22 protein-coding genes and 2 riboswitches are annotated in these 24,704 nt (G+C 71.6%); of the genes, 9 read left to right on the top strand and 13 right to left on the bottom strand.

Annotated features, from left to right (window positions below):
* Positions 1–61 precede the first annotated feature (61 nt).
* Positions 62–2,272, top strand: a complete 2,211-nt coding sequence (locus AB0J91_RS10575; RefSeq protein ID WP_363866413.1) for an AAA family ATPase — start codon at positions 62–64, stop codon at positions 2,270–2,272.
* A gap of 215 nt (positions 2,273–2,487) precedes the next feature.
* Here AB0J91_RS10575 and AB0J91_RS10570 read toward each other — a convergent pair whose 3' ends face one another.
* The gene (locus tag AB0J91_RS10570; RefSeq protein ID WP_363866410.1) at positions 2,488–3,132 is read right to left on the bottom strand and encodes a LytR C-terminal domain-containing protein; all 645 of its coding nucleotides are present in this window, start codon (positions 3,130–3,132) and stop codon (positions 2,488–2,490) included.
* Positions 3,132–3,440 (bottom strand): DUF3263 domain-containing protein, encoded by a 309-nt coding sequence (locus AB0J91_RS10565; protein WP_363866519.1) that lies wholly within the window; start codon positions 3,438–3,440, stop codon positions 3,132–3,134. Before AB0J91_RS10565 ends, AB0J91_RS10570 begins: the two co-directional genes overlap by 1 nt.
* A 293-nt stretch (positions 3,441–3,733) precedes the next feature.
* Between AB0J91_RS10565 and AB0J91_RS10560 the strand changes: the two genes are divergently transcribed.
* The 4 genes from AB0J91_RS10560 (at position 3,734) to AB0J91_RS10545 (ending at position 9,268) form a co-directional block, all read left to right on the top strand.
* Complete coding sequence (locus AB0J91_RS10560; RefSeq protein ID WP_363793327.1) at positions 3,734–4,306, top strand: peptide deformylase; 573 nt, start codon at positions 3,734–3,736, stop codon at positions 4,304–4,306.
* Positions 4,307–4,375: 69 nt separating this feature from the next.
* A riboswitch (TPP riboswitch) is annotated at positions 4,376–4,497 on the top strand.
* Positions 4,491–6,128, top strand: a complete 1,638-nt coding sequence (gene thiC, locus AB0J91_RS10555; protein ID WP_363793329.1) for a phosphomethylpyrimidine synthase ThiC — start codon at positions 4,491–4,493, stop codon at positions 6,126–6,128. Its footprint overlaps the riboswitch before it by 7 nt.
* A gap of 185 nt (positions 6,129–6,313) precedes the next feature.
* Positions 6,314–7,147 carry a bifunctional hydroxymethylpyrimidine kinase/phosphomethylpyrimidine kinase gene (thiD, locus tag AB0J91_RS10550; RefSeq protein ID WP_363866407.1) on the top strand — a complete coding sequence of 278 codons (834 nt, stop codon included), beginning with the start codon at positions 6,314–6,316 and terminating at the stop codon, positions 7,145–7,147.
* A gap of 171 nt (positions 7,148–7,318) precedes the next feature.
* Complete coding sequence (locus AB0J91_RS10545; RefSeq protein ID WP_363866404.1) at positions 7,319–9,268, top strand: FUSC family protein; 1,950 nt, start codon at positions 7,319–7,321, stop codon at positions 9,266–9,268.
* Between the two features lie 200 nt (positions 9,269–9,468).
* Here the strand turns inward: AB0J91_RS10545 and AB0J91_RS10540 are convergent, their stop codons facing one another.
* The 3 genes from AB0J91_RS10540 to thiO form a co-directional block, all read right to left on the bottom strand.
* Complete coding sequence (locus AB0J91_RS10540; RefSeq protein WP_363866401.1) at positions 9,469–10,233, bottom strand: thiazole synthase; 765 nt, start codon at positions 10,231–10,233, stop codon at positions 9,469–9,471.
* 2 nt (positions 10,234–10,235) lie between these two features.
* Positions 10,236–10,436: a sulfur carrier protein ThiS gene (thiS, locus tag AB0J91_RS10535; RefSeq protein ID WP_363793335.1), complete on the bottom strand. Its 201-nt coding sequence runs from the start codon at positions 10,434–10,436 to the stop codon at positions 10,236–10,238.
* The gene (gene thiO, locus AB0J91_RS10530; protein WP_363866398.1) at positions 10,433–11,551 is read right to left on the bottom strand and encodes a glycine oxidase ThiO; all 1,119 of its coding nucleotides are present in this window, start codon (positions 11,549–11,551) and stop codon (positions 10,433–10,435) included. Before thiO ends, thiS begins: the two co-directional genes overlap by 4 nt.
* A riboswitch (TPP riboswitch) is annotated at positions 11,543–11,650 on the bottom strand. (Overlaps the previous gene by 9 nt.)
* 301 nt (positions 11,651–11,951) lie before the next feature.
* On the opposite strand from thiO, the gene thiE reads away from it, so the two are divergent.
* The gene (gene thiE, locus AB0J91_RS10525) at positions 11,952–12,623 is read left to right on the top strand and encodes a thiamine phosphate synthase (RefSeq protein WP_363866395.1); all 672 of its coding nucleotides are present in this window, start codon (positions 11,952–11,954) and stop codon (positions 12,621–12,623) included.
* Positions 12,624–12,700: 77 nt separating this feature from the next.
* Here thiE and AB0J91_RS10520 read toward each other — a convergent pair whose 3' ends face one another.
* The 3 genes from AB0J91_RS10520 to AB0J91_RS10510 all read right to left on the bottom strand — a co-directional run bounded on the left by AB0J91_RS10520 (position 12,701) and on the right by AB0J91_RS10510 (position 15,742).
* Complete coding sequence (locus AB0J91_RS10520) at positions 12,701–13,825, bottom strand: S1 family peptidase (protein WP_363866392.1); 1,125 nt, start codon at positions 13,823–13,825, stop codon at positions 12,701–12,703.
* 166 nt (positions 13,826–13,991) lie between these two features.
* On the bottom strand, positions 13,992–14,765 hold the full coding sequence (locus tag AB0J91_RS10515) for a hypothetical protein (protein WP_363866389.1): 774 nt from the start codon (positions 14,763–14,765) through the stop codon (positions 13,992–13,994).
* 221 nt (positions 14,766–14,986) lie between these two features.
* Complete coding sequence (locus tag AB0J91_RS10510) at positions 14,987–15,742, bottom strand: GntR family transcriptional regulator (RefSeq protein WP_132676617.1); 756 nt, start codon at positions 15,740–15,742, stop codon at positions 14,987–14,989.
* Between the two features lie 270 nt (positions 15,743–16,012).
* Between AB0J91_RS10510 and AB0J91_RS10505 the strand changes: the two genes are divergently transcribed.
* Positions 16,013–17,053, top strand: coding sequence for an SIS domain-containing protein (locus AB0J91_RS10505; RefSeq protein WP_363866386.1), 1,041 nt, complete (start codon positions 16,013–16,015; stop codon positions 17,051–17,053).
* A 10-nt stretch (positions 17,054–17,063) separates the two neighbouring features.
* Here AB0J91_RS10505 and AB0J91_RS10500 read toward each other — a convergent pair whose 3' ends face one another.
* The gene (locus tag AB0J91_RS10500; protein ID WP_363866383.1) at positions 17,064–17,906 is read right to left on the bottom strand and encodes an amidohydrolase family protein; all 843 of its coding nucleotides are present in this window, start codon (positions 17,904–17,906) and stop codon (positions 17,064–17,066) included.
* Positions 17,907–18,105: 199 nt separating this feature from the next.
* On the opposite strand from AB0J91_RS10500, the gene AB0J91_RS10495 reads away from it, so the two are divergent.
* Positions 18,106–19,053, top strand: coding sequence for a BadF/BadG/BcrA/BcrD ATPase family protein (locus tag AB0J91_RS10495; RefSeq protein WP_363866380.1), 948 nt, complete (start codon positions 18,106–18,108; stop codon positions 19,051–19,053).
* Between the two features lie 153 nt (positions 19,054–19,206).
* Here AB0J91_RS10495 and dapA read toward each other — a convergent pair whose 3' ends face one another.
* From dapA to AB0J91_RS10475, 4 genes are all read right to left on the bottom strand, one after another.
* The gene (dapA, locus tag AB0J91_RS10490) at positions 19,207–20,049 is read right to left on the bottom strand and encodes a 4-hydroxy-tetrahydrodipicolinate synthase (RefSeq protein ID WP_363866377.1); all 843 of its coding nucleotides are present in this window, start codon (positions 20,047–20,049) and stop codon (positions 19,207–19,209) included.
* Between the two features lie 31 nt (positions 20,050–20,080).
* On the bottom strand, positions 20,081–20,695 hold the full coding sequence (locus AB0J91_RS10485) for a DUF3159 domain-containing protein (RefSeq protein WP_363866516.1): 615 nt from the start codon (positions 20,693–20,695) through the stop codon (positions 20,081–20,083).
* A gap of 135 nt (positions 20,696–20,830) precedes the next feature.
* Positions 20,831–21,556 carry an ESX secretion-associated protein EspG gene (locus tag AB0J91_RS10480; protein WP_132676607.1) on the bottom strand — a complete coding sequence of 242 codons (726 nt, stop codon included), beginning with the start codon at positions 21,554–21,556 and terminating at the stop codon, positions 20,831–20,833.
* Between the two features lie 93 nt (positions 21,557–21,649).
* The gene (locus AB0J91_RS10475) at positions 21,650–23,188 is read right to left on the bottom strand and encodes a hypothetical protein (protein ID WP_363866374.1); all 1,539 of its coding nucleotides are present in this window, start codon (positions 23,186–23,188) and stop codon (positions 21,650–21,652) included.
* 588 nt (positions 23,189–23,776) lie between these two features.
* Between AB0J91_RS10475 and AB0J91_RS10470 the strand changes: the two genes are divergently transcribed.
* Complete coding sequence (locus tag AB0J91_RS10470) at positions 23,777–24,559, top strand: SGNH/GDSL hydrolase family protein (RefSeq protein ID WP_363866372.1); 783 nt, start codon at positions 23,777–23,779, stop codon at positions 24,557–24,559.
* Positions 24,560–24,704 lie beyond the last annotated feature (145 nt).

Genomic DNA, 24,704 nt, shown 5'->3' with positions numbered 1-24,704 from the left:
GCCCGTTGGCCCACCGCCGCTGACCACGTCGCCCGCGCCGCGAGCGGCTAGGGTCGGTGGGGTGGCTTCGATCAGCTTGACCGCCCGCGTCTCCACGTCCGCGCGCGACACCCGCCGCGGGGTCGTGCGGCTGCACCCCGAGGTGCTGGACGCCCTGGACCTGCGGCCGTGGAGCGCGGTGCGCCTCACCGGCGCGCGCGAGACCGTCGCCCTGGCCGCCGCCGCGGAGAGCACCTCACCGACCGGGTTCCTGCTGCTCGACGACGTCGCGCTGCTCAACCTCGGGGTGACCGAGGGCTCGTCCGTGGCCGTCGCCCCGGCGCAGGTGGAGGTCGCCAAGCGGGTCTCGATCACCGGTTCGCGGATGGCGCGGGCGACCGTCTCGCCCGAGACCGCCCGGCTGGCGCTGACCGGCAAGGTCTTCTCCCTCGGCGACGCGGTGTCGCTGCTGCCGCAGGACCTCTCGCCCTCCTCCTCGTCCCGCGCAGGCGAGGTGCGGCGCCAGATGTCCGCCGCCATCGGCCTGACCTGGACCAACGAGCTGATCACCGTCGCGGCGACCGAGCCCGTCGGCGCCGTGGCAGTCCAATCGTCCACAGTGGTCGAGTGGCAGGACGGCGCGACGTCCGAAAACCGCTCCGCCGCAACCGAATCCCCCTCGCAGCCGACCGCTCCCGAGCCCGTCGACGAGCAGCACGCCCCCGTGCCGGTGACCGACCTGGTGGGCTCGCGCGACACGGCCCACCGCCTGACCGAATGGCTCCGGCTGGCCTTCGACCAGCCCGAGCTGCTGCGCAGGCTCGGCGCCGAACCCCGGCTGGGCGCGCTGATCAGCGGCCCGCCCGGAGTCGGCAAGGCCACGCTGGTGCGCGCGGTGTGCGCCGAGATCGGCGCGGAGCTCGTCGAGGTCGCCGCCCCGACCATCGCGGCCCTGGAGGCGCGCACCGCCGCCAACCGGCTGCGGGAGGCCATCGACCGCGCCACCGCCGCCTCCGGCGACGGAGTCCTGCTGCTCACCGACGTCGAAGCGCTGCTCCCCGAGTCCGACCCGCCGCCGCTGGCCACCATCGCCCTGGAGTCGATCCGCGACGCCATCGGCCGCGACGAGCTGGCCGTGATCGTCACCAGCTCGAACCCGCAGTCGGTCGATCCGCGGCTGCGCGAACCGGGCGCGGTCGACCGCGAGCTCACCATCGGACTGCCCGACGACACCACCCGCGCCGACCTGCTCGGCGTGCTGCTGCGCGGCGCCCCGCTCGACGAGGACATCCGGTTCGCCGAGATCGCCGAACGCACACCGGGTTTCGTCGCCGCCGACCTGCTGGCGCTGTGCAGGGAAGCCGCGCTGGGCGCCGCGCTGCGGCACCGCGACGACCCCGCCGACCCGCGAATCCGCCGCCAGGACCTGCTGGACGCCCTGACCTCGGTGCGGCCGATCTCGATGTCCACATCGGACAACCTGCAGACCGGCGGGCTCACCCTCGACGACGTCGGCGACATGACCGAGGTCAAGCAGGCCCTCACCGAGACGGTGCTGTGGCCGCTGCAGTACCCGGACTCGTTCACCCGCCTGGGAGTCGAGCCGCCGCGCGGCGTGCTGCTCTACGGCCCGCCCGGATGCGGCAAGACCTACCTCGTGCGGGCGCTGGCGGGCAGCGGCAGGCTCAACGTGCTCACCGTGAAGGGCGCGGAGCTGATGGACAAGTGGGTCGGCGAGTCCGAGCGCGCCGTCCGCGAGCTCTTCCTGCGGGCCAGGGGCGCCTCGCCCGCGCTGGTCTTCCTCGACGAGGTGGACGCGCTGGCACCGCGACGAGGCCAGTCCTCGGACTCCGGTGTGTCGGACCGGGTGGTCGCGTCCCTGCTCACCGAGCTCGACGGCGTGGAACCGATGCGCGACGTCGTCGTGCTGGCCGCCACGAACCGCCCGGAGCTCATCGACCCGGCCCTGCTGCGTCCCGGCCGCCTCGAACGGCTCGTCTACGTCCCGCCGCCGGACGCCGAAGCCCGCCAGGCCATCCTCACCGCGGCGGTGAAGAACACCCCGCTGTCCGATGACGTCGACCTCGCGGAGCTGGCCGGAACCCTCGACGGCTACTCGGCGGCCGACTGCACGGCACTGGTCCGCGAAGCCGCGCTCACGGCGATGCGGGAATCCCTCTCCGCGGCCGAGGTCACGGCCACCCACCTCGCCACGGCCCGGGAGGCGGTCCGCCCGTCCCTGGACCCGGCCCAGCTCGAGACCCTCGCCGCCTACGCCGAGAACCACCGCTGACCCGCGGACCGTCCCGATCTCACGCGAAGTCAACCTTCAGCCCTCTGACCAGGACGTACACGCCCGAGCGCGGGGGGCTCTTCGAATTTCGCGCGAAATTCGAGTCGGAACCTCCGCGTTCGAATTTCGCGCGAAATTCGAAAAGCCCAGGTCGCGGTGTCACAGACGTGCGGGTGCGTGCGGTGAGGGCTTGAACTCCGTGCGGGGTTCGGGGATCACTTCCCGACGGACGGGCCCTTGTAGTCGTTGGTGATGATGGCGATCAGGCCCGGCGTGGCGTCCTGTATCCCGTCGAAGCGGGCCTCGGCTCGGGCGCCGATGCGGGCGGCGAGCTCCTCGGCCTGGCGCTCCTCGCCGGTGCCGGGGCGGAAGAAGACCGTGGTGGTCGGGATCTTGCCCTTGGCGTAGTTGCCGACCTCGGGCACGTCGTACCCGGCCTTGCGCAGGTCCTCGGCGGCGCGGTGCGCCAGCCCGGAGATCGTCGAGTTGTTGTAGACCCGCACGATGATCTGCTCGCTGCCCTTGCCGGAACCGGCCGGGACGTCCTGCCCCGAACCCGGGGTCTGGGCGTTGCCCGAACCCGGCTGCTCGGTGACCGGCGGCTGGGCCGTCGGGGGCTGGACCACCGGAGGCTGGGCGGACGGCGGCTGCACGGGCGGGACGACCGGGGCCGGCGCGGGTTCCGGCGGCGGCTGCACCTGCGAGGTGGGCTCCTGCGGCAGCGGCTGGGCGGTGTCCGAGGACTCGCCGGACATCAGGGTCACGGTCCCGAACACGGCCGCGAGCACGCCGACTCCGATCAGACCCAGGCCGATCAGCTTGGCCCCGCCGGGCCCGCCGGACGGTTCCCCAACACTCATCAGTGCAACTCGATTCCCAGTCGTTGAGCGGCCCTCGCGCGCTGTCGTGCCGCCCGTGCCTTGCGCAGTCTCTTGATCAGCATAGGGTCCGCGTTGAACGCGGCGGGGGAATCCAGCAGCGTGTTGAGCAGCTGGTAGTACCGCGACGCGGACATGTCGAACAGTTCCCGGATCGCGATGTCCTTCTTGCCCGAGCGCTTCCACCACTGCGCTTCGAAGGCGAGGATCCCCAGCTCCCGGTCGGTCAGGTCCCGATCCGCGGGGCCCGGTTCGGGCTCGTCCGCCGGCGGTTCGACGATCCGCTCGATGGGCTGCGTGATCGGCTCGGCGAGGGTCAGCCGCCGACGCTCCGGCGCGTGCTGACGCCCGTGCATGCGCGCGAGTTGTTCGCACTGACGGGCGATCTCCTGCGCGGTCAGCATCTGGGCGGCGTCCATCCGGCTCCTCGCCTCGCGATTCGGTCGCGGAGAATCACACGGCTGTCATTCCCGGTGACCAATTGAACCATGCCGTGATCCGGACGGTGAGCCGATCACACCCCTGTTTCACGCGCAAGAGCGCACCCGGTCAGGCCACCTGGGGGAACCGATAGGGTCCGCGCATGGCTGTTCACCCCATCCGCGTCTACGGCGACCCGGTGCTGCACAACCCGACTCGCCGGGTGGAGCGCTTCGACGAGGAGCTGCGCACTCTCGTCGAAGACATGTTCGAGACGATGGCCGCCGCGAACGGGGTGGGCCTCGCGGCCAATCAGATCGGCGTCGACCTGCGGTTGTTCGTCTACGACTGCCCGGACGACGAGGGCGTGCAGCACCGCGGTGTGGTGATCAACCCCGAGCTGACGACCTCGGAGGTCCCGGAGACCATGCCCGATCCGGACGACGACTGGGAGGGCTGCCTGTCGGTCCCCGGCGAGTCGTACCCGACGGGCCGGGCGGACTGGGCGAAGGCCACCGGGTCCGATGTGGACGGAAAGCCGGTGGAGGTCGAGGGGACCGGCTTCTTCGCGCGCTGCCTGCAGCACGAGACCGATCACCTCGACGGCTACGTCTACCTGGACCGGCTCACCGGCAGGCACGCCCGCGCGGCCAAGAAGATGATCAAGCGCAACGAGTGGGGCGTCCCCGGCCTGAGCTGGGACCCGGCCGAGGTGGGCGACCCGTTCGCCGAGTGAGCCGAACGCGGCCGGACGGATGAACCTGTTGCCATCGGCGGCCGCACCCCCGTAGCCTCGGCCACGAACAAGTCAATCCGCGGGAGCTCGCACCAAGAGCGGGCTGAGAGGGCGACTGGAGAAGTCCGGGGTCGCCGACCGCACGAACCTGACCGGGTAATGCCGGCGTAGGGAGTGGACGGCAATGGCCGACGTGTATCCGAACGCATCCGGAATCACCACGGGACCCATCGAGGGATCCCGAAAGGTCTTCAGCAGCACCGAATCCGGGCTGCGAGTGCCGTTCCGCCGCATCGAGCTGACCAACGGTGAGCACCTCGACGTCTACGACACGTCAGGGCCGTACACCGACGAGAACGCCACTGTGGACGTCCACAGTGGACTGCCTCGAACGCGAGCGGGATGGCGCGACGGACGGGAGCACAACACCCAGCTGGGCTGGGCGAAGGCGGGCGCGATCACCCGCGAGATGGAGTACATCGCGCACCGCGAAGGGGTTTCGCCGGAGTTCGTGCGCGACGAGGTCGCCTCGGGTCGCGCGGTGATCCCGGCGAACCGGTGCCACCCGGAGAGCGAGCCGATGATCATCGGCAAGAACTTCCTGGTCAAGGTCAACGCCAACATCGGCAACTCCGCGGTCACCTCCTCGGTCGAGGAGGAGGTGGAGAAGATGGTGTGGGCGACCCGCTGGGGCGGCGACACCGTGATGGACCTGTCCACCGGCAAGCGCATCCACGAGACCCGCGAGCGCATCCTGCGCAACTCCCCCGTGCCGATCGGCACCGTGCCGATCTACCAGGCGCTGGAGAAGGTCGACGGCGATCCCGCCTCGCTGACCTGGGAGATCTACCGGGACACCGTGATCGAGCAGTGCGAGCAGGGCGTGGACTACATGACCGTGCACGCGGGCGTGCTGCTGCGCTACGTCCCGCTGACCGCCCAGCGCGTGACCGGGATCGTCTCGCGCGGCGGGTCGATCATGGCGGCCTGGTGCCTGGCGCACCACCGGGAGAGCTTCCTCTACACCCACTACAGCGAGCTGTGCGAGATCCTGCGCGCCTACGACGTGACGTTCTCGCTGGGCGACGGCCTGCGGCCGGGCTCGATCGCCGACGCCAACGACCGCGCCCAGTTCGCCGAGCTGGAGACCCTCGGCGAGCTCACCCACATCGCCCGCGAGCACGACGTGCAGGTGATGATCGAGGGACCCGGCCACGTGCCGATGCACAAGATCGCGGAGAACGTGCGACTGGAGGAGGAGCTGTGCGGTGAGGCGCCGTTCTACACGCTCGGCCCGCTGACCACCGACATCGCACCGGCCTACGACCACATCACCTCCGGCATCGGCGCGGCGATGATCGCCCAGGCCGGCACCGCGATGCTCTGCTACGTCACCCCCAAGGAGCACCTCGGCCTGCCGAACCGGGACGACGTCAAGACCGGCGTGATCACCTACAAGATCGCCGCGCACGCCGCCGACCTGGCGAAGGGGCACCCCCGCGCCCAGGAGCGGGACGACGCGCTGTCCACCGCCCGCTTCGAATTCCGCTGGACCGACCAGTTCAACCTGTCGCTGGACCCGGACACCGCACGCGCCTTCCACGACGAGACGCTGCCCGCGGAACCGGCGAAGACGGCCCACTTCTGCTCCATGTGCGGCCCGAAGTTCTGCTCGATGAAGATCACCCAGGACGTCCGCAAGTACGCCGAGGAGCACGGCCTGACCAGCGTCGAAGCCATCGAGGCCGGCATGGCGGAGAAGTCCGAGGAGTTCACCCGCACCGGCGGCGAGGTCTACCTGCCGCTCGCAGCCAACGACTGATCGCGAGGGCTGGGGCGGCTCCAGCCGAGCCGCCCCGGCCACTCAGAAGTCGTCGGTGGCGATGCTCAGGCCGAACGGTGCGGGGAGTTCTTGCGATCTGCCTGGTCACGAGCCTATCCGGAAACCACCGAGGAGTCAGCGGCTGCGCGATCGGAGGCGATCACGCGGCACGTAGCATTCTGGGAATGCACGACGAGACCGCTCCGCCCACCGCGCTGACCATCGCCGGATCGGACTCCGGCGGAAGTGCGGGCATGCACGCCGACCTGCGGACCTTCTTCGCCTGCGGGGTGCACGGCATGACCGCCGTGACGGCGGTGACCGTGCAGAACACCGTCGGCGTGACCGGCCTGGTGGAGATCCCGCCGGAGACCGTGGCCGCGCAGATCGACGCGGTGGCCTCCGACATCGGCGTCGGCGCGGCCAAGACCGGGGTGCTCGCCTCTGCCGCCACCATCGACGCCGTCCTGGACGCCTGCGACCGGCACGGGATCGGCCGCGGCGGCCGGACGCCGTTCGTGGTGGATCCGGTGGCCGCGTCGCGCAGCGGCGAACCGCTGCTGCGGCCGGACGCGCTCGACGCGCTGCGCCACCGGGCGTTCCCCCGGGCCACGCTGGTCACCCCGAACCTCGACGAGGTGCGGCTGCTCACCGGCATCGACGCGCGCACCCGCGAGGACCTGCTGGACGCGGCCAAGGCGATCCACGCCTTCGGATCGGAGTGGGTGCTGATCAAGAGCGGGCACCTGCCCGACGACCCCGAGTGCGTCGATCTGCTCTTCGACGGCACGGAGTCCATCGAGCTGCCCGGCCCGCGCTACGCCACCGAGCACACCCACGGCGCCGGCGACGTGTTCGCCTCGGCGATCACCGCCGCGCTGGCCAAGGGCGCCTCGATGCCGGACGCGGTGCGCGGCGGCAAGCGGTTCGTCACCCGCAGCGTCGCCGACGCCTACCCCCTCGGCTCCGGCGTGGGACCGGTCTCCACCTTCTGGCGGATCAGCCCTCGCTCGTACTGACCAATCATTTGAGTGATTCTCGTCGGCATCCTGTAACCCGATAGGTGCTACTCGTCGACATAGGTCGGAGAGGGGCGTAATTCCAGGCGCGGAACCTGGAGGGCGCGGCGAGGGACGACAGGGGTTTGCGAGAGCGTGGCTAGAGCGGTGTTGACAAGGGCACGGGGATGGATGGCCACCGAGGCGGGTGCGCCGGATCCTCGGCAGCGCCAATACGTGCTGCTGGTGGTGCTCGCCGTGATCGCCGGAACGTTCGCGGGCTGGTTCTTCGAGCTGCAGACCCCGGTGCTGCTGGGAGCGCTGACCACCGTGCTGGCGCTGACCGCCACCAGCGGTCAGGCGCTGCGCTCCGATCTGCGCAGGTTCATGTGGCTGACGCCGGCGCTGGTGCTGATGATGGCCGTCGGGCCGATGCTGACCAAGGTGCCGGTGCTGGCCGGGCTCGCCGTCGCGGTGGTCGTGTTCGGCACCGGGATGCTGCCCGCGCTGGGTGAGCACTACCGCATCGGCGGGCAGATCTTCGCCGCCGCGGCCCTGGTGACCACCACGACCGGGATCGGCAACGACCAGCCGTTCCTGATCCTGCTGGCCTCGACCATCGCGGGCGGGCTGTTCGCGCTGCTGCTGCGGGTGATCACCGGGGTCGCCGACCCCGGGCACGCGACCCGCGTCGCGGTGGCCCGGACACTGCTGACACCCGGCCCCGGCGTGCTCGAATCAGCCGCTGCCGCGTGGCGCGCCGACGGTTCCAGCACCTGGCTCGGACAGGTCCTGGCGGGTTCGGCCCGGTTCCGCGCCGCCCGCGAGACGCTGCTCGCGCAGGCTCAGCAGAGCGACCGGATCGAGGCCGAACGGCTCCGCGAGATCGTCGCCGAGGCCGACCAGGTCGCCGCCGAGCTCGCCCGCGCGATCCGCTCCCGCGCCTGCACCGGGCTGCCGATGGCCGCCCGCCGCGACCCCGCCCAGGCCGTCATCGCCCGGGGCGGGCGGCAGGACGTGCCCGACGCCGTCGGCGGCGTGAACCAGGGCCTGGACCGGATCCGCGCCGCCGTGGTCAGCCGCGACGAGAGCCCGGTGCCGCCCGCCGAGGACGGCGCCCTGCGGGAACGGCTGCTGGGCGCGGTGCGCGCGCACCTGTCGTTCCGGTCCTCGCTGTTCCGGCACGCGCTGCGCTGCACGCTGGCGGTCGCGGTCGGCATGGTGATCGTGCTGCTGCTGCGCGACCCGTCGGCGTCGAGCCTGCTGCTCGCGCTGTACGTGGTGCTGGCTCCCGCGGCCCGCGACAGCATGACCGGCGCGCTGGAACGCACCGGTGGCGCGGTGCTGGGCGTGACCGCCCTGGCCATCCTGATCACCCTGCTGCCGGGCGCCTACCTGCTGGTCCCGCTGGTCATCGGCGGGATGCTGCTGAACATGCCGAGGCTGCGCGCCGAGTACCAGGTCGTGCTGGGCTGCCTGATCGTGATCACCGTGGTGGACCAGGCGATGACGCTGGACCGCCCGCTGGTCAACGTCGGGATCAGCTTCGCCGCCAACACGGCCGTGGGCGCGGCGATCGCGCTGATCGTCGGCTACGTGAGCTACCTGGTGCTGCCGAGCAGCATCGTCCCGGACGTGCGCGGCGCGGTCCGCTCCACCGTCTGGTCGGTCTCGGAACTGCTGCGCAGCGTCCGCGCCTCCGGCCAGGGCGCCGATCTCCCGAAGGCGCTGCAGGCGGCGAACGTGCTGGCGCTGCGCCGCACCCAGGACCTGCTGGGCATGCCCGCGCTGCTGGACGGCACCGGCGAGGAGACCGACGACAACCACGCCACCCGCGCCGCGGCGATCGCGCTCGACGCGCTCCGCCAGGACGTCGCCACGCTGGCCTTCCGCCCCGCCGAGGAGCGCAAGGTCGCGGTTCCGGCGCTGCGCGCGGTCGACGACCTGCTGGGCGGCAAGGCCACGGCGAAGATCCCCGACATCCCGGCGAGCGGCGCCCCGGCCTCGGAACTCCTGGCGAGCTCCCTGGTCGAGAACGCCCTCCACGCCCGCCAGGCCATCGACCGGACCTTCGGCTACGACAACCCCTGGAAGAGCTACACGATCAGCTTCGTCCGCCCCGAACGCCTCCACATCCGCTGAGGCCGGGTCTTTCGAATTTCGCGCGAAGTTCGAACGCCGAAGTTCCGACTCGAATTTCGCGCGAAATTCGAATACGACCCCAGGCTTCGGGCTTTGACCTGGGAAGACACGCCCGGGCGCGGGGGTCCGTTCGAAATTCGCGCGAAGTTCGAAGGCTGCGCCCGGGCTCGGGAGTGCTGTCAGGGTGGGTGTTGGGGGTGTCAGCCCATGGGGGTGCCGGGGCTTGAGGCTTGGGCCCAGAAGCGTTGGGGGATCCTTCCGGCTTGCGAGGCCAGGCGGCCCGCTTCGACGGCGCTGCGCATCGCCGTGGCCATGCGCTCGGGGTCCTGGGCACGGGTGACGGCGGTGGCCAGGAGGACCGCCGAGCAGCCGAGCTCCATCGCCAGGGCCGCGTCGGAGGCCGTGCCGATGCCCGCGTCGAGGACGATCGGGACGGTGGCGCGGGAGACGATCATCTCGATGTTGTGCGGGTTGCGGATGCCCAGTCCGGTGCCGATCGGCGAGCCCAGCGGCATGACCGCCGCGCAGCCGACCTCCTCCAGCTTCAGCGCCAGGACCGGGTCGTCGTTGGTGTAGGCGAGGACGACGAAACCCTGGTCCACCAGCTGCTCCGCCGCGTCCATGAGCTCGATCGGGTCGGGCAGGAGGGTGTCCTCGTCGGCCACCACCTCCAGCTTGACCCAGTTGGTGCCCAGGGCTTCGCGGGCGAGCTGCGCGGTGAGCACCGCTTCGGCCGCGGTGCGGCAGCCCGCCGTGTTGGGCAGCGCCTCGATGCCGAGCTTGCGCAGCAGGTCGAGGACACCGGTGCCGCCACCTGCGTCGGCGCGGCGCATCGCGACGGTCGTCAGCTCGGTTCCGGAGGCGATCAGCGCGCGCTCCAGCACGGCGAGGTTGTTCGCCCCGCCGGTCCCGGTGATCAGGCGCGAACCGAACTCGCGGCCGGCGATCAGCAATGGGTCGTCCACGGTCACCCTCCTTGCACTGCGGTGAGGACTTCGATGGTGGCGTCGGCGTGCAGCGCCGTGGCGGGCCACGACGCGCGCGGCACCACCGCGCCGTCCAGCGCCACGGCCACGCCTCGTTCCGGCACGCCGAAGTCGTCCAGCACTGACGCGAGGGTGGCGCCCGCGGCGACCTCCCGCGCGTCGCCGTTGATCACGACGTTCACTGCTGTCCTCCCAAACGGCTCGGATCGGTGGCCTTGATCAGCGGTTCCGGCTCTTCGCCGCGCAGCAGCGCCAGCACGGCGTCGACGGTGACCGGCGTGAGCAGGAACCCGCCTCGGTGGTGCCCGGTGGCGGCGAGCACTCCCGGCTCCAGCCAGCCGATCACCGGCAGGTTGTCGGTGGTGCTCGGGCGCAGCCCGGCGGTGGCCTCGACCAGCGCGTACTCGGCGATGCCCGGCATCACGGTCTCGGCGTCGGCGAGCAGGTCGCGGACGCCCCCGACGGTGACCTCGGTGTCGAAGCCGACCTCGTGCTGGGTGGCGCCGAGCACCACTCCCCCGTCGTCGCGCGGCACCAGGTAGCAGGGCCTGCCGCGCACCGGGCCGCGCACGGTGCGGGTCGGCGGTGGCAGCGCGGTGGCGCGTCGCCGCAGCCGCAGGATCTCGCCCTTGACCGGGCGGATCCGGTCGGCGAGCGCCGGGTGCAGCGAACCCGAGTGCGCGCCTGCGGAGATCACCGCGACATCGCACTCCACAGTGGACTCGGCGAGCTCGACCGCGCCCTGCCGGACCACCTCGGCGCGTTCGGCGATGAACTCCACGCCCGCCGCCTCCGCCGCCGCCCGCAGCGCGGTCAGCGCGAGCCGGTTGTCCACCGCGAGATCACCGGGCACTTCCAGGCCACCGCGCACCGCGGGACCCAACGATGGCTCTCGCCTGCGCAGTTCGCGGCCCGTCAGCCGAGTGACGCTGCGGCCCAGTCCGGCCAGGTATCCGGCGACGTTGTCGAGCTCTTCGCGGTCGGCGCCGTCGACGCCGAACATCAGCGTTCCCTCGGTGCGCAGCCCGGACGGCAGACCGGCCGCGCGGCTCAGCTCGTCGGCGAAGTCCGGCCAGCGGTTCAGCGACGTCGAGCCCAGTTCGAGGAGTTCTTCCTCGCCGGGCCACGCCTCGGCGAGAGGTGCGAGCATCCCGCCCGCGACGTACGAGGCACCCGAGGCGGGGGCCGGATCGACCAGGCTCACCCGGTTGCCGACCGCGGCAGCGCGCCAGGCCACCGACAGGCCGACGACTCCGCCGCCCACCACGACGACATGATCGGTTCGTTTCTCAGACAACTCCACGCTCCCTGCGCCGGCATGACCCGGATCAGGTTCGACGGTCGGAGCCCTGCGCTCCCTCTCAGCCCGGTCCGCCGGGCTCCCGTGCTCACCGCCATCCACAGTACCCGCCCGCAGATCGCAACGTCAGCGCCTGGTACGGGACAAACGCACAGGAGCTGCCTAGGAAGGCGGCGGAGCCACTGTTTCAGGTGTGGGGCTCAGCTCGCACCGCCGCGGGTTCTGAGCGGCTTCGTGGCGAGTACGCCGCGACGCCGATGTCCACCCCCTGGGTAAGCGGAATACATCAGGAGCGGCGCACGGAGACCACGGAGCCGCTGCGCTTTCCCCTTCGGGGGTTTCCGCCACCCGCACCGCCAAGCAAAAGGACCGCGAGACAGGCCTTAGGGTGGGGGACATGCCTGGATTGGACGGCTTCGGGATTCGCGCGCGCCTCGCCGAGGCGAAGTTGTACCTGTGCACCGACGCTCGCAGCGAGCGAGGTGACCTCGCGGAGTTCGTTGACGCCGCGCTCGCCGGTGGTGTCGACATCATCCAGCTGCGCGACAAGGGCCCGGGCGGCGCTCCGCTGGAGGCCCGTCACGAGCTCGCCGCGCTGGAGGTGCTGGCCGAGGCCTGCGTGCGGCACGGCGCTCTGCTGGCGGTCAACGACCGCGCGGACGTCGCGATAGCGGCGGAGGCCGACGTGCTGCACCTGGGCCAGGACGACCTGCCGGTGGACATCGCCCGTCGCGTGGTCGGCGACCAGGTGGTGATCGGCCGCTCCACGCACGACATCGCCCAGGCCGACTCGGCGGCGACCGAGCCGGGCGTGGACTACTTCTGCACCGGACCGGTGTGGACGACCCCGACCAAGCCCGGCCGTCCCGCCGCGGGCATCGACCTGGTCCGGCACACCGCCGAGCACCGGGGGCACGGCCGTCCGTGGTTCGCCATCGGCGGCATCGGCCCGGAGAACCTCGACGAGGCCATCGAGGCGGGTGCCGAGCGCATCGTGGTGGTCCGCGCGATCACCGCCGCCGACGATCCCGAAGCCGCCGCCCGCGACCTCCGGGCACGGCTCGCCTGACCTGACGACGAACGACCCCCGGGAATCCCGGGGGTCGTCGTGCGTGACGTGGTGTCAGCGGGAGCCGCTGTCACCGATCACTGGGTCAGAAGGGAGACGCCGTAGGCCGACAGGGCCTCGTTGACCGGCTGGAAGTAGGTCGTGCCACCGCTGGTGCAGTCGCCCGAGCCACCCGAGGTCATGCCCTGGGCCTGGTCGCCCGAGATGAACGAGCCACCGGAGTCGCCCGGCTCGGCGCAGACGTCGGTGCGGGTCAGGCCCTCGACGGTGCCCTGCTCGTACTGCACGGACTGGTTCTTGGCCTCCAGCGTGCCGCAGTGCCAGCCGGTGGTGGAACCGGAGCGGCAGATCGACGCGCCCTCCGAGGCCTCCGTGGAACCGGCCACGGCAACCGTGCCGCCGTTGTAGTCGTTCACCGCGGCCTGCGGGCTGTCGTCGGTGCCGACGGAGATGAAGGAGTGGTCATCACCGGGGAAGGACGAGCCCTCGAAGGTGCCGCTGGGCTCGGTGGTGGTGTCGCCGGTGCCGCCGCAGTGGCCGGCGGAGACGAACCCGCCCTCCACGGCGAAACCGACGGAGCAGCGAGCGCCGCTGCCGATGTAGTAGGCGTTGCCGCCCACCACGTCCATCAGCGTCCGGGGCTGCTCCTGCGACTCGACGACCTTCACCGCCTCGGCGGGCACGCCCGCGGCCTGCGCGAACTGCGCGGCCTCGGCCGCGGCACCCGGCTTGGCGGTGACGACGACGGCGTTCTGCTTGTTGCTCGCGTACCAGCCGGTGACGCTCTTCGGCGCCTGGGCCTTGCCCGCGTTGAGACCGTCGACGACCCCGTTGAGCTGCTTCGTGCTGAACGCGACCTGGCGGACCTCGGCACCGGCGGCGCGGACCTGCTCGGAGCGGGCCGCGTCGGTCACGCCGACGACGAGCTTGCCGGTGGCGGAGTCGAAGTAGGCGCCGCCGAAGGAGTCGGCCAACGCGTCGCGCAGGGTGCTCTCGGTGCGCTGAGCGGCGGATTCGAGCTGAAGCCGACCGAGGGCCTGCTGCTCGGTGAGGCCGAGGTCTCGCTGCATCGCCTGGAGCAGCGTGCCCGCCACCGGGACGGCGGTGGGTGCGGTGGCGGTGGCCGGCATGGTCAGCGCGGCGACCGTGCCCGCGGTGACCAGAACGGTCCCGGCAATGCGAGCCGCGAGTCTACGTTTCATCTCGTGTCTCCCTTGTGATGACCTGATCTCTCAAGGCCCCGTCGCCGGTCCAGTATCAGATTTTCTCAGGGGAATCACATCCAGCTTTTAGCGCAATGTGCGCAAAACAACTCCGATTGCTCCTTGATCAGCACCGGAATCAGGATCATTTCACCGTTTTTCGCAGTTATCGGAGCGGCAGTCCTGGAGCGATCGACTCGGAGGTCGGTTCGGTGGTCGAGGATTGCGTTGTGGGCGAACCGGTTTCGCTCGGCTGCTGCGTCGGCGGCTCGCTCGGGGCGGGTTGCTGCGAGCTGGTCGGCGGAGCGGATGGTTCCGGCGACGGCGTCTCGCTGGTCGGCGCCGGTTCGCTGGTCGTGGGCGCGACGGGCGCGGTCTTGACCGGAGCTCGCGGCGCGGGCTGGAACACCTTCCCGAGCGTCGTGCCGTCACCACCCGACAGCGGGCGGCCGGTGAGCCCCTCGAAGCCGGTCACCAGCAGCATGCTCACCGCGAACACCGCCGCGCAGGTCGCGCCGACCAGGGTCCAGCGCCCCCACCTGCGGCGCGGCACCGGCGGGGAGAGCACGGTTCGGGTGCCGGAGCTCTCGGCGGAGGACTCCTCGACGGCTTCGCCACCCGGCCACTGCAGGCCCGTGACCTGGATCTTCCGGGTCGCTTCCTCGGTGCCCGAGACCTGGATCTTCCGGGTCGCTTCCTCGGTGCCCGTGACCTGGGCGGACTGGGTTCGGCGCTGCCGCAGCACCGAGGCGCGCGCGGCGGCGACCACCGCCTTCTCCCTGGTCTTCTCGATCGACCGCTGGTAGAGCGCGCCGCCGATCGTGATGATCACGCTGGTCAGGCCCGCGCCCACGACGGTTCCCGCGACCCCGAGCCGCGAGCCCAGGAAGGCCGCCGTCACCGACGCCAGCGCCGCACCGCCGACCTGCGCCGGTGACACCTGCGTCTTCTTCTCGCTCTGCTTCTCCGGCTGATCTTCAGCCGAATCCGCTCCGCCCCTCGCCATTTCCCTCACACACGCAATTGGAGTCGCACATCTGCATCACCAACGCGCGTGCGGGGCCGGATTTCTCCGCCTCGGCGGCTTTCGTGAGGACTCCCACGACGTGTAACGAAAAGCGGTGTCACTGCGCGAAAACGCGATTGCGCACAGTTATGGAATCAGGCCGGAGGGTTGAGTCGCGCGACGAACTTGTACCGGTCACCGCGGTAGATGGAGCGGACCCATTCGACCGGGCGCCCCTCGGTGTCGAACGAGTGCCGGGACAGCAGCAGCATCGGCAGGCCGACGTCGGAGCCGAGCAGTTCGGCCTCCTCCGGGCTGGCCAGGGCGGTCTCGATGGTCTCCTCGGCGTGCCCGAGCTCGACCTCGAAGGTCTCCCGCAGCACCTGGTAGAGCGACCCGCCCGATTCCAGCTTCGCGGTCAGGCCGCGGAAGCGGGCCAGCGGCAGGTGCGTGGTCTCGATCGCCATCGGTTCGGCGTCGGCCAGCCGCAGCCTGCGCAGCCGCAGCACGGCGGAACCGGCCTTGGTGCCCAGCAGGACGGCGAGCTCCTCGTCGGCGGCCTCCTCGACGACCTCCAGCAGCCGGGAGGTCGGCTGCCTGCCCTGGGCCCGCATGTCCTCGGTGTAGGAGGACAGCTGGAGCCGCTGGGCGACCTTGGGCTTGGCGGCGAAGGTGCCCTTGCCCTGCACGCGGAGCAGCCGGCCTTCGACGGTCAGCTCGGCCAGCGCCTGGCGGACGGTGGTGCGCGAGACGTCGAACTCGGAGGCCAGCGAGCGCTCGGTCGGAATCGGTGAACCGGGCGGCATCGACCGGAGCAGGTCGAGCAGGTGCTGCTTGAGCCCCCAGTACTTCGGTTCCCGTGGTGCGCGGCCCTGCGAATCCGCCCCGCCGGACACGGTCGTGTCGAGCATCGTTCCTCCTACCCGCCGCAGCCTGACCTCCGAGCATGCCCGACTGCGCGGCCCCGCGAAACGCGTCTCCGGCAGATCGTCCGCACTGATCAATTCAGACTTTGGTGTGCGTGCACACTAACGCCGATTCCTGTTGACAATGAGTGTCGCTCACCACAATCCGTGACGCTCCAGCGGCCGTGCTGAAGCCGACCATCGGACGAACGATGCTGCTCTCCGGTTCCGGACCGGGTAGAATTGGTCTGGACCTTATGGAAGGGATGGGCCGAGATGTCCGCCACCCCCGGCACCCACATGAAGCACGAGATCGGCCAGCAACCCGCGATCTTCGCGGACCTGCTGGCCGGGCAGGCGCAGTTCGCCGAGGTCGCGGCGGTCGTCGCCGAACGCCGCCCGCGCTTCGCGCTGCTCGCGGCGCGCGGCTCCAGCGACCACGCCGCGCTCTACGCGAAGTACCTGATCGAGGTGCTCCTGCAACTGCCCGTCGGCCTGACCTCGCCCTCGACCACCACGCTCTACGGCGCGCGACCCGACCTCACCGACGTGCTGCTGCTGACCGTCAGCCAGAGCGGCGGTTCACCCGACCTGGTCGCGGTCACCGAGTCCGGCCGGGCCAGCGGTGCGCTCACCGTGGCGGTCACCAACACCACCGACTCCCCGCTGGCCTCGGCGGCCGAGCTGTCGCTGAACATCCGCGCCGGCGCGGAGCAGGCGGTCGCCGCCACCAAGACCTACAGCGCCACGCTGCTCGCGCTGTACCTGCTCATCGATGCCATTCGCGGCGGAGACGCCGCCCTGGCCCGAACCCTCCCGGACCTCGCGGCCACCACCCTCGCCGACGCGGCCGACCCGGTCGAGGAGGCCGTGCAGCGGTACCGCTTCGCCGGCCGGATGGTCACCACCGGACGCGGGTACTCGCTGGCCACGGCGCACGAGACCGCGCTGAAGCTGGCCGAGACCAGCTACCTGTCGGCTCGCTCCTACAGCGGCGCGGACCTGCTGCACGGACCGGTCGCCGCCATCGACGCCGAGACCGCGGTGCTCGCGCTGTGCAGCGCGGGCCTGGGCGGCGAGTCGACGCGCGAGGTCGTCGAGGCCGTGCACCAGCGCGGCGCCGACATCTGCGCGATCGGCTCGGCGGCGTCGAAAACCCCGGCCGCGCACCGGATCCCGGTCCCGGAATCGGCCGAGGAGGTCGCTCCGATCCTGGAGATCCTGCCCGCCCAGCAACTCGCCCTGGGCCTGGCACTGGCCAGGGGCATCGACCCCGACAACCCCCGCGGCCTGCAGAAGGTCACCAAGACGACGTGACCCCCGAGGATCAGAGGTTGTAGATCTCGCGGGCGGTGGTGTCGAAGACCGCCACCCGCTCCGCATCGCTGAGCCCGGCGGTGAGGTCCTTGGCCACGCCGAGGACCTCGGTGTAGGAGGCGGCCAGCAGGCAGACCGGCCAGTCGGAGCCGAACATGATCCGGCTCGGCCCGAACGCCTCCAGCACCACCTCGGCGTAGGCGCGCAGCCGGGACGGATCCGGCTGCGCCGCCCAGTCGTCCTGGGTGACCAGCCCCGACAGCTTGCAGACGACGTTCGGGTGCGCGGCCAGCGCGCGGATCCGGCTCGCCCACGGTTCGAGCTCTCCGGCGGCCACGTCCGGTTTCGCGCAGTGGTCGAGCACGAACGTCATCTGCGGGAACTGCCCGGCGACCTTGATCGCGGCGGGCAGCTGGTGCGGGCGGACGAGCAGCTCGTAGAGCAGCCCGGAGTCCTCCACCGCACCGAGCCCGGCCAGCACGTCCGGCCTGATCAGCCAGTCCGGGTCGGGCTCGTCCTCGACCTGGTGCCGGATGCCGCGCAACCAGCCGCCGGAGGGATGGGTCTGCAACCGGCCGATCCGCTCGCGGGCGTCCTTGGCGGTGAGGTCCACCCAGCCGACGACCGCGGCCACCCGGTCGACGGTCTCGGCCAGCACCAGCATCTCGGGGGTCTCGTCCGGATCGGCGACCGTCTGCACCAGCACGGTCGCGTCCACCGAGGTCCCGCGCATCGCGGCCTGCAGGTCGGCCGGTCGGAAGTCGCAGCGCAGCGGATCCATCTCCGAGCCGGTCATCCAAGGCTGGTCGCGGACGTCGAGATCCCACAGGTGATGGTGGGTGTCCACGGTCATCGAGCGCCTCCGCGAATGTCCACAGCAGACTGAACGCGGCAGGCGCTCGTACAGGAGTCGCCCATGTTTTCTCTTCTCCCCGACGGATGAAACGACGTGTCGATGTATAGCTGCTCACCGCTTCGGAGACCAGGGCTCGAATTGGCCACTTCCCGTCGCGGCGCCCGCCGATCGCGCCGCGCGAGAGTACAAAGAGCCCATGCACGGTGATGACAGGACCCTCGTCCTCGGTCTGGACGTCGGCGGCACCAGCAGTCGCGCGCTGATCAGCGACCTGACCGGCCGGGCGTTGGGCACCGGTGAAGCGGCGGGCGGCAACCCGAACTCGCACCCCGCGCCCGACGCGGTCGCGCAGATGGCCGCCGCCGCCCGCGAGGCGCTGGGCGGCCACGACCCGGCGGCAGTGCGCGGATGCGTGCTCGGCATGGCCGGGGTGAGCGGAATGGCCGATCCCGCGTTCGGCGAGTTCTTCCGCAGCGAGTGGGCCCGGCTCGGGCTGGGCTGCGAGACCACGCCCGTCAGCGACGGCGTGGTCGCCTTCGCCGCGGGGACACCGGAGCCGAGGGGCACGGTGCTCATCGCCGGTACCGGCGCGGTCGCCGAACGCGTCGAGGACCACCGCACGGCGGCCACCATCGGCGGCTGGGGCTGGTTGCTGGGCGACGAGGGCTCGGCCTACTGGCTGGGCCGCGAAGCCGTTCGCGCCACCCTGCGCGCGCTGGAGCGCGGTGCTCCCGTGGAGGGGCTGGTCGCGGCGGTGTGCGGCCACCTCGGGGTTGCTCCGGAGCGCAAGGCGGTGATCGTGGCGGCCAACGCGAGCGAGCCGATCCACCTCTCCGAGCTCGCACCGCTGGTCACGGGCGCGGAGGACGACGCGGCCGAGGACATCGTGCACCGCGCCGCCGTCCTGCTGGCCGACACCGCGGCGACGGCCCGGCCCGATCAGCACTCCCCGGTGGTCCTTGCCGGTGGCCTGCTCCACCCGGACAACCGCATCGGCCAGGCCCTGCGCGCCGAGCTCGAAGCCCGCTCCTGGCCGGAACCCCGCACCGCGGGCTCCGGCGCAGCGGCCGCAGCCTGGCTAGCCGCCCTCCCCCTCGCCCAAGACCCCATCACCCTCCACAAAACCCTCCTCCCCCAAGCCTGACCAACCCGGATTACGGCGGTAATCCGGGTTGGTCACCGAACACCCCGGTAATCGGGTCACTGATCATCGGGGTGTTCCGGGTCACCAGACGGACACGGTCGATGACGCCTGGGGCGGCGTTGGGGGTTGGGTGATCGGGGGTTTGGAGTTCGGTCAGAGGAGGCCGACCTCGGCGAGGGCGTTGCGGATGACCTGGAGCTCGGACTCGTCCGCTTCGACCAGGGGGAGGCGCGGGGCTCCCACCTCGTGGCCGAGGAGGTTGAGCGCCGCCTTGACCGGGATGGGGTTGGTGGTGACGCTCAGAGCCGAGTAGAGCGGCTTGAGGGAGGCGTCGATCTCGGAGCGGCGGGCCGGATCGGTGACCATCTGCTTCATCCGGGGGCCGACCAGGTGGCTGGCGACGAGGATGCCGCCGACGGCGCCCAGGTCCAGGGCCTGCGCCAGGCCGTCGTCGTTGCCCGCGTAGAGGCCGAGGCCGTCGATCTGCGCCAGGGCGTCGTTGTCGGCCTGCTTGACGTAGTCGAGGTTGTCGACCTGGCCGAGCTCGGTGAGCAGGTCGTGGTCGAGCGACAGACCGATCCGCGACGGGACGTTGTAGAGCACCACCGGCTTGTCTGTGGCCTTGCCGATCTCGGTGAAGTGCCGGACGAGTCCGCGCCGGTTGGGCTTGTTGTAGTACGGGGTCACCGACAGGATGCCGTCGGCGCCGATCTCGGTGGCGCGTTCGGTCATCCAGCAGGCGTGCGCGGTGTTGTTGGAGCCCGTCGAGGCGATCACCGTGACGCCTTCGGGACGTTCACCGACGGCCAGCTCCACCAGCCGCAGGTGCTCGGCGTCCGACAGCGTCGGCGCCTCGCCGGTGGTGCCGCACACCACGATCCCGTCGGAGCCGTTGGCCAGCAGGTGTCGGAACAGGTTCAGGAACGCTTCTTCGTCGACCTTCTGCCGGTCGTCGAACGGGGTCACGATCGCGGTGATCACGCTGCCGAGAGACATGAGCGCATTGTGCGCCCGCGCCCCGGAGGTGTCACATCGCGGGCTCCCTCGGATGGCCCATGCCCGGGTGATCGTCGGGAAGCGACCTGCGCAGCACCCACCAGCTCGCCGCGATGCACACCGCCACCAGCGGCCAGGTCAGCACGACCTGCGCGATGGTCAGGGCGCCGGTGGCACCGGCCAGCCACAGCGGGATGAACACGACCAGCCGTACGACGTACTGGCCGACCCACACCCAGCTGGCCCGGCTGTAGGCGCGCATCAGATCCGGGTCGCGCCGCCACTTGCGGCCCTGCCGGAGCGCGACGCCGACGACCACACCGAGCAGCGGCCAGCGGATCGCGATGCTGGTCATCCAGGCCAGCGCGCTCAGCGCGTTGCTGGCCAGGCGGGGCAGGAAGAAGTCGGCGGCGTCGCCGGTGCGGATCGCGATGAGCGCTCCCAGCATCACCGCCAGCAAGCTGATCAGGACCGCGAGCGGGCGGGCGCCCTTGCGGAGCCGGTAGCCGCCGAGGACGGCACCGACCACCACTGCTGCCGCGCCGCCGATCACGATGGACTCGCCGCCGAAGAACCAGCCGGCGCCGAAGGCGACCGGCGGCAGGCTCGCGTCGATCGCGCTGCTGCGCCCGCCGAGCAACCGCATGAACGAATCGCGATCGTCCCGGCCCGTGTCCGTCTGCCCCTGCGTCACGACACTAAGCCTGCCCTAACTTTCACGGGGGGCCAAACCCCGGCCTCTCGACCGGGTGGCTCTCCCGGCGAAACGGTCACCCCACCTCTACCCGAGGCGGCGGGCTCGTTCCACCAGGGTCGCGATCTCAGCCGCGATCGTCGGCTTGTCGGCGGGCTGGCAGGCCACGGCGTCCTGGCCGTCGACCCGCTCACCCCGCATCGCGTAGCGGCCCTGGTCGGTGTCGAACCAGATGAGGTTGGGCACGCGCGCCCGCCGGGCACCCGCGACGACGAAGTGGCCGAAGCGGAACTTCGGCCGCGACGTCACCGCGCGCAGCTCGGGCAGGCCCTCGATGTCGGCGTCGGCGGGCATGCCGCCGCGCCGGTCGGCCACCGCCCGCAACGCCGGGCCCGCGCCGACCGGGGCGTCCGGCAGCAGGTCGGCGGCGGTGCGCGGGAGGTCGCTCGGGGGCAGGAAGGTCATCCGCATGCCCCGGCCGTCGAAGATGCCGAGCACGCCGACCTCGCCGGTGGCCACCACGCGCGCCGCGAGCCGGTGCCCGGCGCGGACGTCGAGCAGCCCGGCCGCGGCGATCGACACCTCCGAGCTGCACAGCAGGTACAGCGCGTCTTCGACCTCGGGTTCCGGGCGCCCGTTGCGGGCCAGTCCCGCGGACTCCAGCTCCTGCCACACCCGCTGGGCGACGACGTTGCGGTCCTCCGGGAGCTCCGCGATGCGCGGCAGCTCGAACGGGTACTGCCGAACGGTGAGGTTCAGCTGCTCACCGAGCAGATCGACCGCGGGGGCCGACAAGGTGATCGTCTCAACCATCACAGCTCACATTTCGCGTCAGCGGTAGCCAGTGTTAACAGTGCGCCCCGGCGCGACCGGCCCGAACGCCGGTTCGCCACGGGTCTCGCCGCGTCAGAAGTCCCGGAAGCTCGCCGGTGACTCGCCGAGCACCGGCGGTGCCACGAGTCGACCGCCGTCATCGTCGTCCCACAGCTCGTCGGCCTCGATGAGGAACTGCGGGACGGCACCGCTGCCGGTTTCGCCCGGCTTGTAACCGGAACCGGCGCGCAGGTCGTCACCACCCTCGCGGCGCTCTTCCTTGAAGTCGTCGGCCGACCACGAGGTGTTGCGCCCGTACCCGGCGCGACCCGTGCCGTTCGACCAGGCGCCGGCCGAACCCATCGGGCCGAACCCGCCGTCGGCGCGTTCGCTGATCTTCGGCGTGCGCAGCGTCCTGCTCTTCGGACGCTGCTGATCCGGCTGCTGCTGGGGCGGTTCCGCCGGGTGCTGCTCCGGTGGGCGCGGAGGTTCCGGCCGACGCGGCGGTTGCTGCGCGACCGGCTGCTCGGGCTGCTGCTGCGGAGCCGGCGGGGGTCCCGGTCGTGGCGGCGGCGCCATCGGCGGCGGGCCCTGCGGACGCGGCGGGCGCTGCGGACCGCCGTTCGGCGGCGCAGGCGTTCCCGCAGGTGGCGAGGGGTGCGGCGGAGGCGGAGGCCCGGCAGGGGCCTGGTGCCCCGGTGGCGGTCCTGCCTGCGGCATCGGGCCGCTCGGCGGACCCGGCGGCGGACCCTGCGGGCGCGGACCGCTCGGCGGACCGGCCGGAGGCATCCCGGCGGGCGGGCTCGGCGGCGGGGGGCCGTCCGGGCGCTGAGCGACGTCCGGGCGCGGCGGTGACGACGCCTGCTCGTCGAAGGGCGCTTCCGGCGGCTCTGGCCTCGGCGGGTGCACCATCGGCGGCTCGGACATCGGCGGGTGCGCCGTCGGCTGCTCAGGCAGCGGCGGCTCGGGCCTCGGCGGCTGGGCCACCGGCGGCTCGGACAGCGGCGGCTCAGGCATGGGTGGCTGGGCCATCGGCTGCTCGCGCATCGGCGGCTCAGGCATGGGTGGCTGGGCCATCGGCGGGTGGGGCGGTCGCGGCGCCTCCGCGGGTGGCGGTGCCTCGGGGAGCTGCGGAACCGGGCCGCTCGGCGGGCCGTCGGCCAGCGGGCCGCGCAGAACCCCGTCGCGAACCTGCGGCTGCGGACCGCCGTCCGGAGCCGGATTCGGCGCGGGGCGGGTGTTCTCGGCGGGCCGGAGCAGGGAACCGCTCAGGCTCGCGCTCTCCGGGCGGCCGTGACGCGGTTCGTCGGGCTCCAGGGAGCCGGACATCTCGGCCGGGCGCGCCGGAGCGCCACCGAGATCGCCCGACAGCGAGGGCAATCCGCCGGTGGACGGGCGGGAGGGTTCGGTGACGGGCCTGCTGACCGGTCCCGACCCGCGGTGCTCCTGCTCGAAGCGGTCGGGAAGTTGTTCCGCCCGCTGCCAGAACGCGAACGGGTGCGGTTCGGTGGCGAGCGCGGCCAGTTCGGCGCGCACGTCGAAGTGCCCCGGGCGCTGCACGGGCGGAGCCGGGCGCGCGGGAGGTGCGGGCGGCGGACCTCCGGGTCCGGCGTCGCTCAGCGAACCTCGCAACGGCGGGTCCGCTCGGCGCCTGCCTCCCGGTTCCGGAGCTCGCCGGTTCGGTGCCTCGAAGCCCGCCGGCCCCGGCGCGGACGCCGGATTCTGCGGTGCCGTCACGATTCCCCCAGATCTGCAGGACGGTTGCGGAGACCGACGATCAGAGTCGCGGCCCTCGTGGAATCGACGCAATGCCCCATGTCGTCGTTCCCCATCAACCGGACACGACGAAGAGCGCGCGAAACACCCGCTCCGGCGTCCTGCGAGCGGACGCGCGTCGAGCTGTGACCTGCAGCGATCGCGTCATCGTGAGCCCCCTTGTCACTTCTGCTACCGCCGAAGGACATTAGCAGCTGGCGTTCACCCGTATCGGTGTTTCCCGCCAAGATCCAGGTTCTCGGCCCGTGACGAGCGGATACACCGCGCATCAAGGATGAGCATCGTTTCAGCAAAGTCAACAGACCAATCGGACATATTTTCTAGACTGTCCAGTGCCGTTTGTCACTTGGCGGGAACCTTCGGTGGCGTAGGTACGTTCCCGAGGGCCACTGTTGATTTCGCACCACCACGGGCGTGCGGGGATGAGCAGGAGGGACGAGTCGAATGGGATCGGGGCGCTGGAGCAGCTTCGTCGCACTGGGAGACAGCTTCACCGAAGGTCTGGCTGATGCCACTGCCGAGACCGACGTCTACCGGGGGTGGGCGGACCGGTTGGCGCTGCACATCGCCGAGCACAACCCCGACCTGCGCTACGCCAACCTGGCGGTGCGCGGGAAGCTGATCCGCCAGATCGTCACCGACCAGGTGCCGCACGCCATCGAGCTCGAACCGTCGCTGGTCGCGCTGACCGCGGGCGGCAACGACATCATCCGACCGGGCAGCGACCCCGACCTGGTGGCGGCGCTGTTCGACGACGCCGTGAGCCGGATCCGCGCGACCGGGGCCGACGTGCTGATCGGCACGGGTTTCGACACCGCGCGCACCCCCGTGCTCAAGCACGTCCGGGGCAAGGTCGGCACCTACAACTCGCACCTGCGCTCGATCGCCGACGCGCACGGCTGCTACGTGATGGACCTGTGGTCGATGCGGGTCCTGCAGGACCCCCGCGCGTGGTGCGAGGACCGGCTGCACCTGTCGGCCGACGGCCACCGCCGGGTCGCGCTGCGCGCCTGCGAGACCCTCGGCCTGCCGACCTCGGAGGACTGGAACGAGCCGTGGCCGGACCTCGACGAGCGCAGCTGGCAGGAGCAGGCCGCCGAGGACATCAAGTGGGCCCGCGAGTACCTGGCCCCGTGGATCAGCCGCCGCCTCCGAGGAGTCTCCAGCGGAGACGGCCGCACAGCCAAACGCCCCTGCCTCGAAGAACTCCCCACGAACTGCGGTTAGGCATCACGCAAGGCCAGCAGGAGATCGTCAGGCAAGCGCCGAAGGCGCTTTCTCCTCACCCCACCTGAGCAACCTGCACCGCCGGGGGTTCTGAGCCGTGCTGTGGCGAGCACGCCGCGACGCCGTGTATTGGCATACATCAGGA

Source organism: Saccharopolyspora sp. NPDC049357 (assembly GCF_040677225.1).
Lineage (GTDB): Bacteria > Actinomycetota > Actinomycetes > Mycobacteriales > Pseudonocardiaceae > Saccharopolyspora.
Note: the sequence above shows the minus strand (reverse complement) of the source record. Positions and strands in the feature narration are given on the sequence as shown.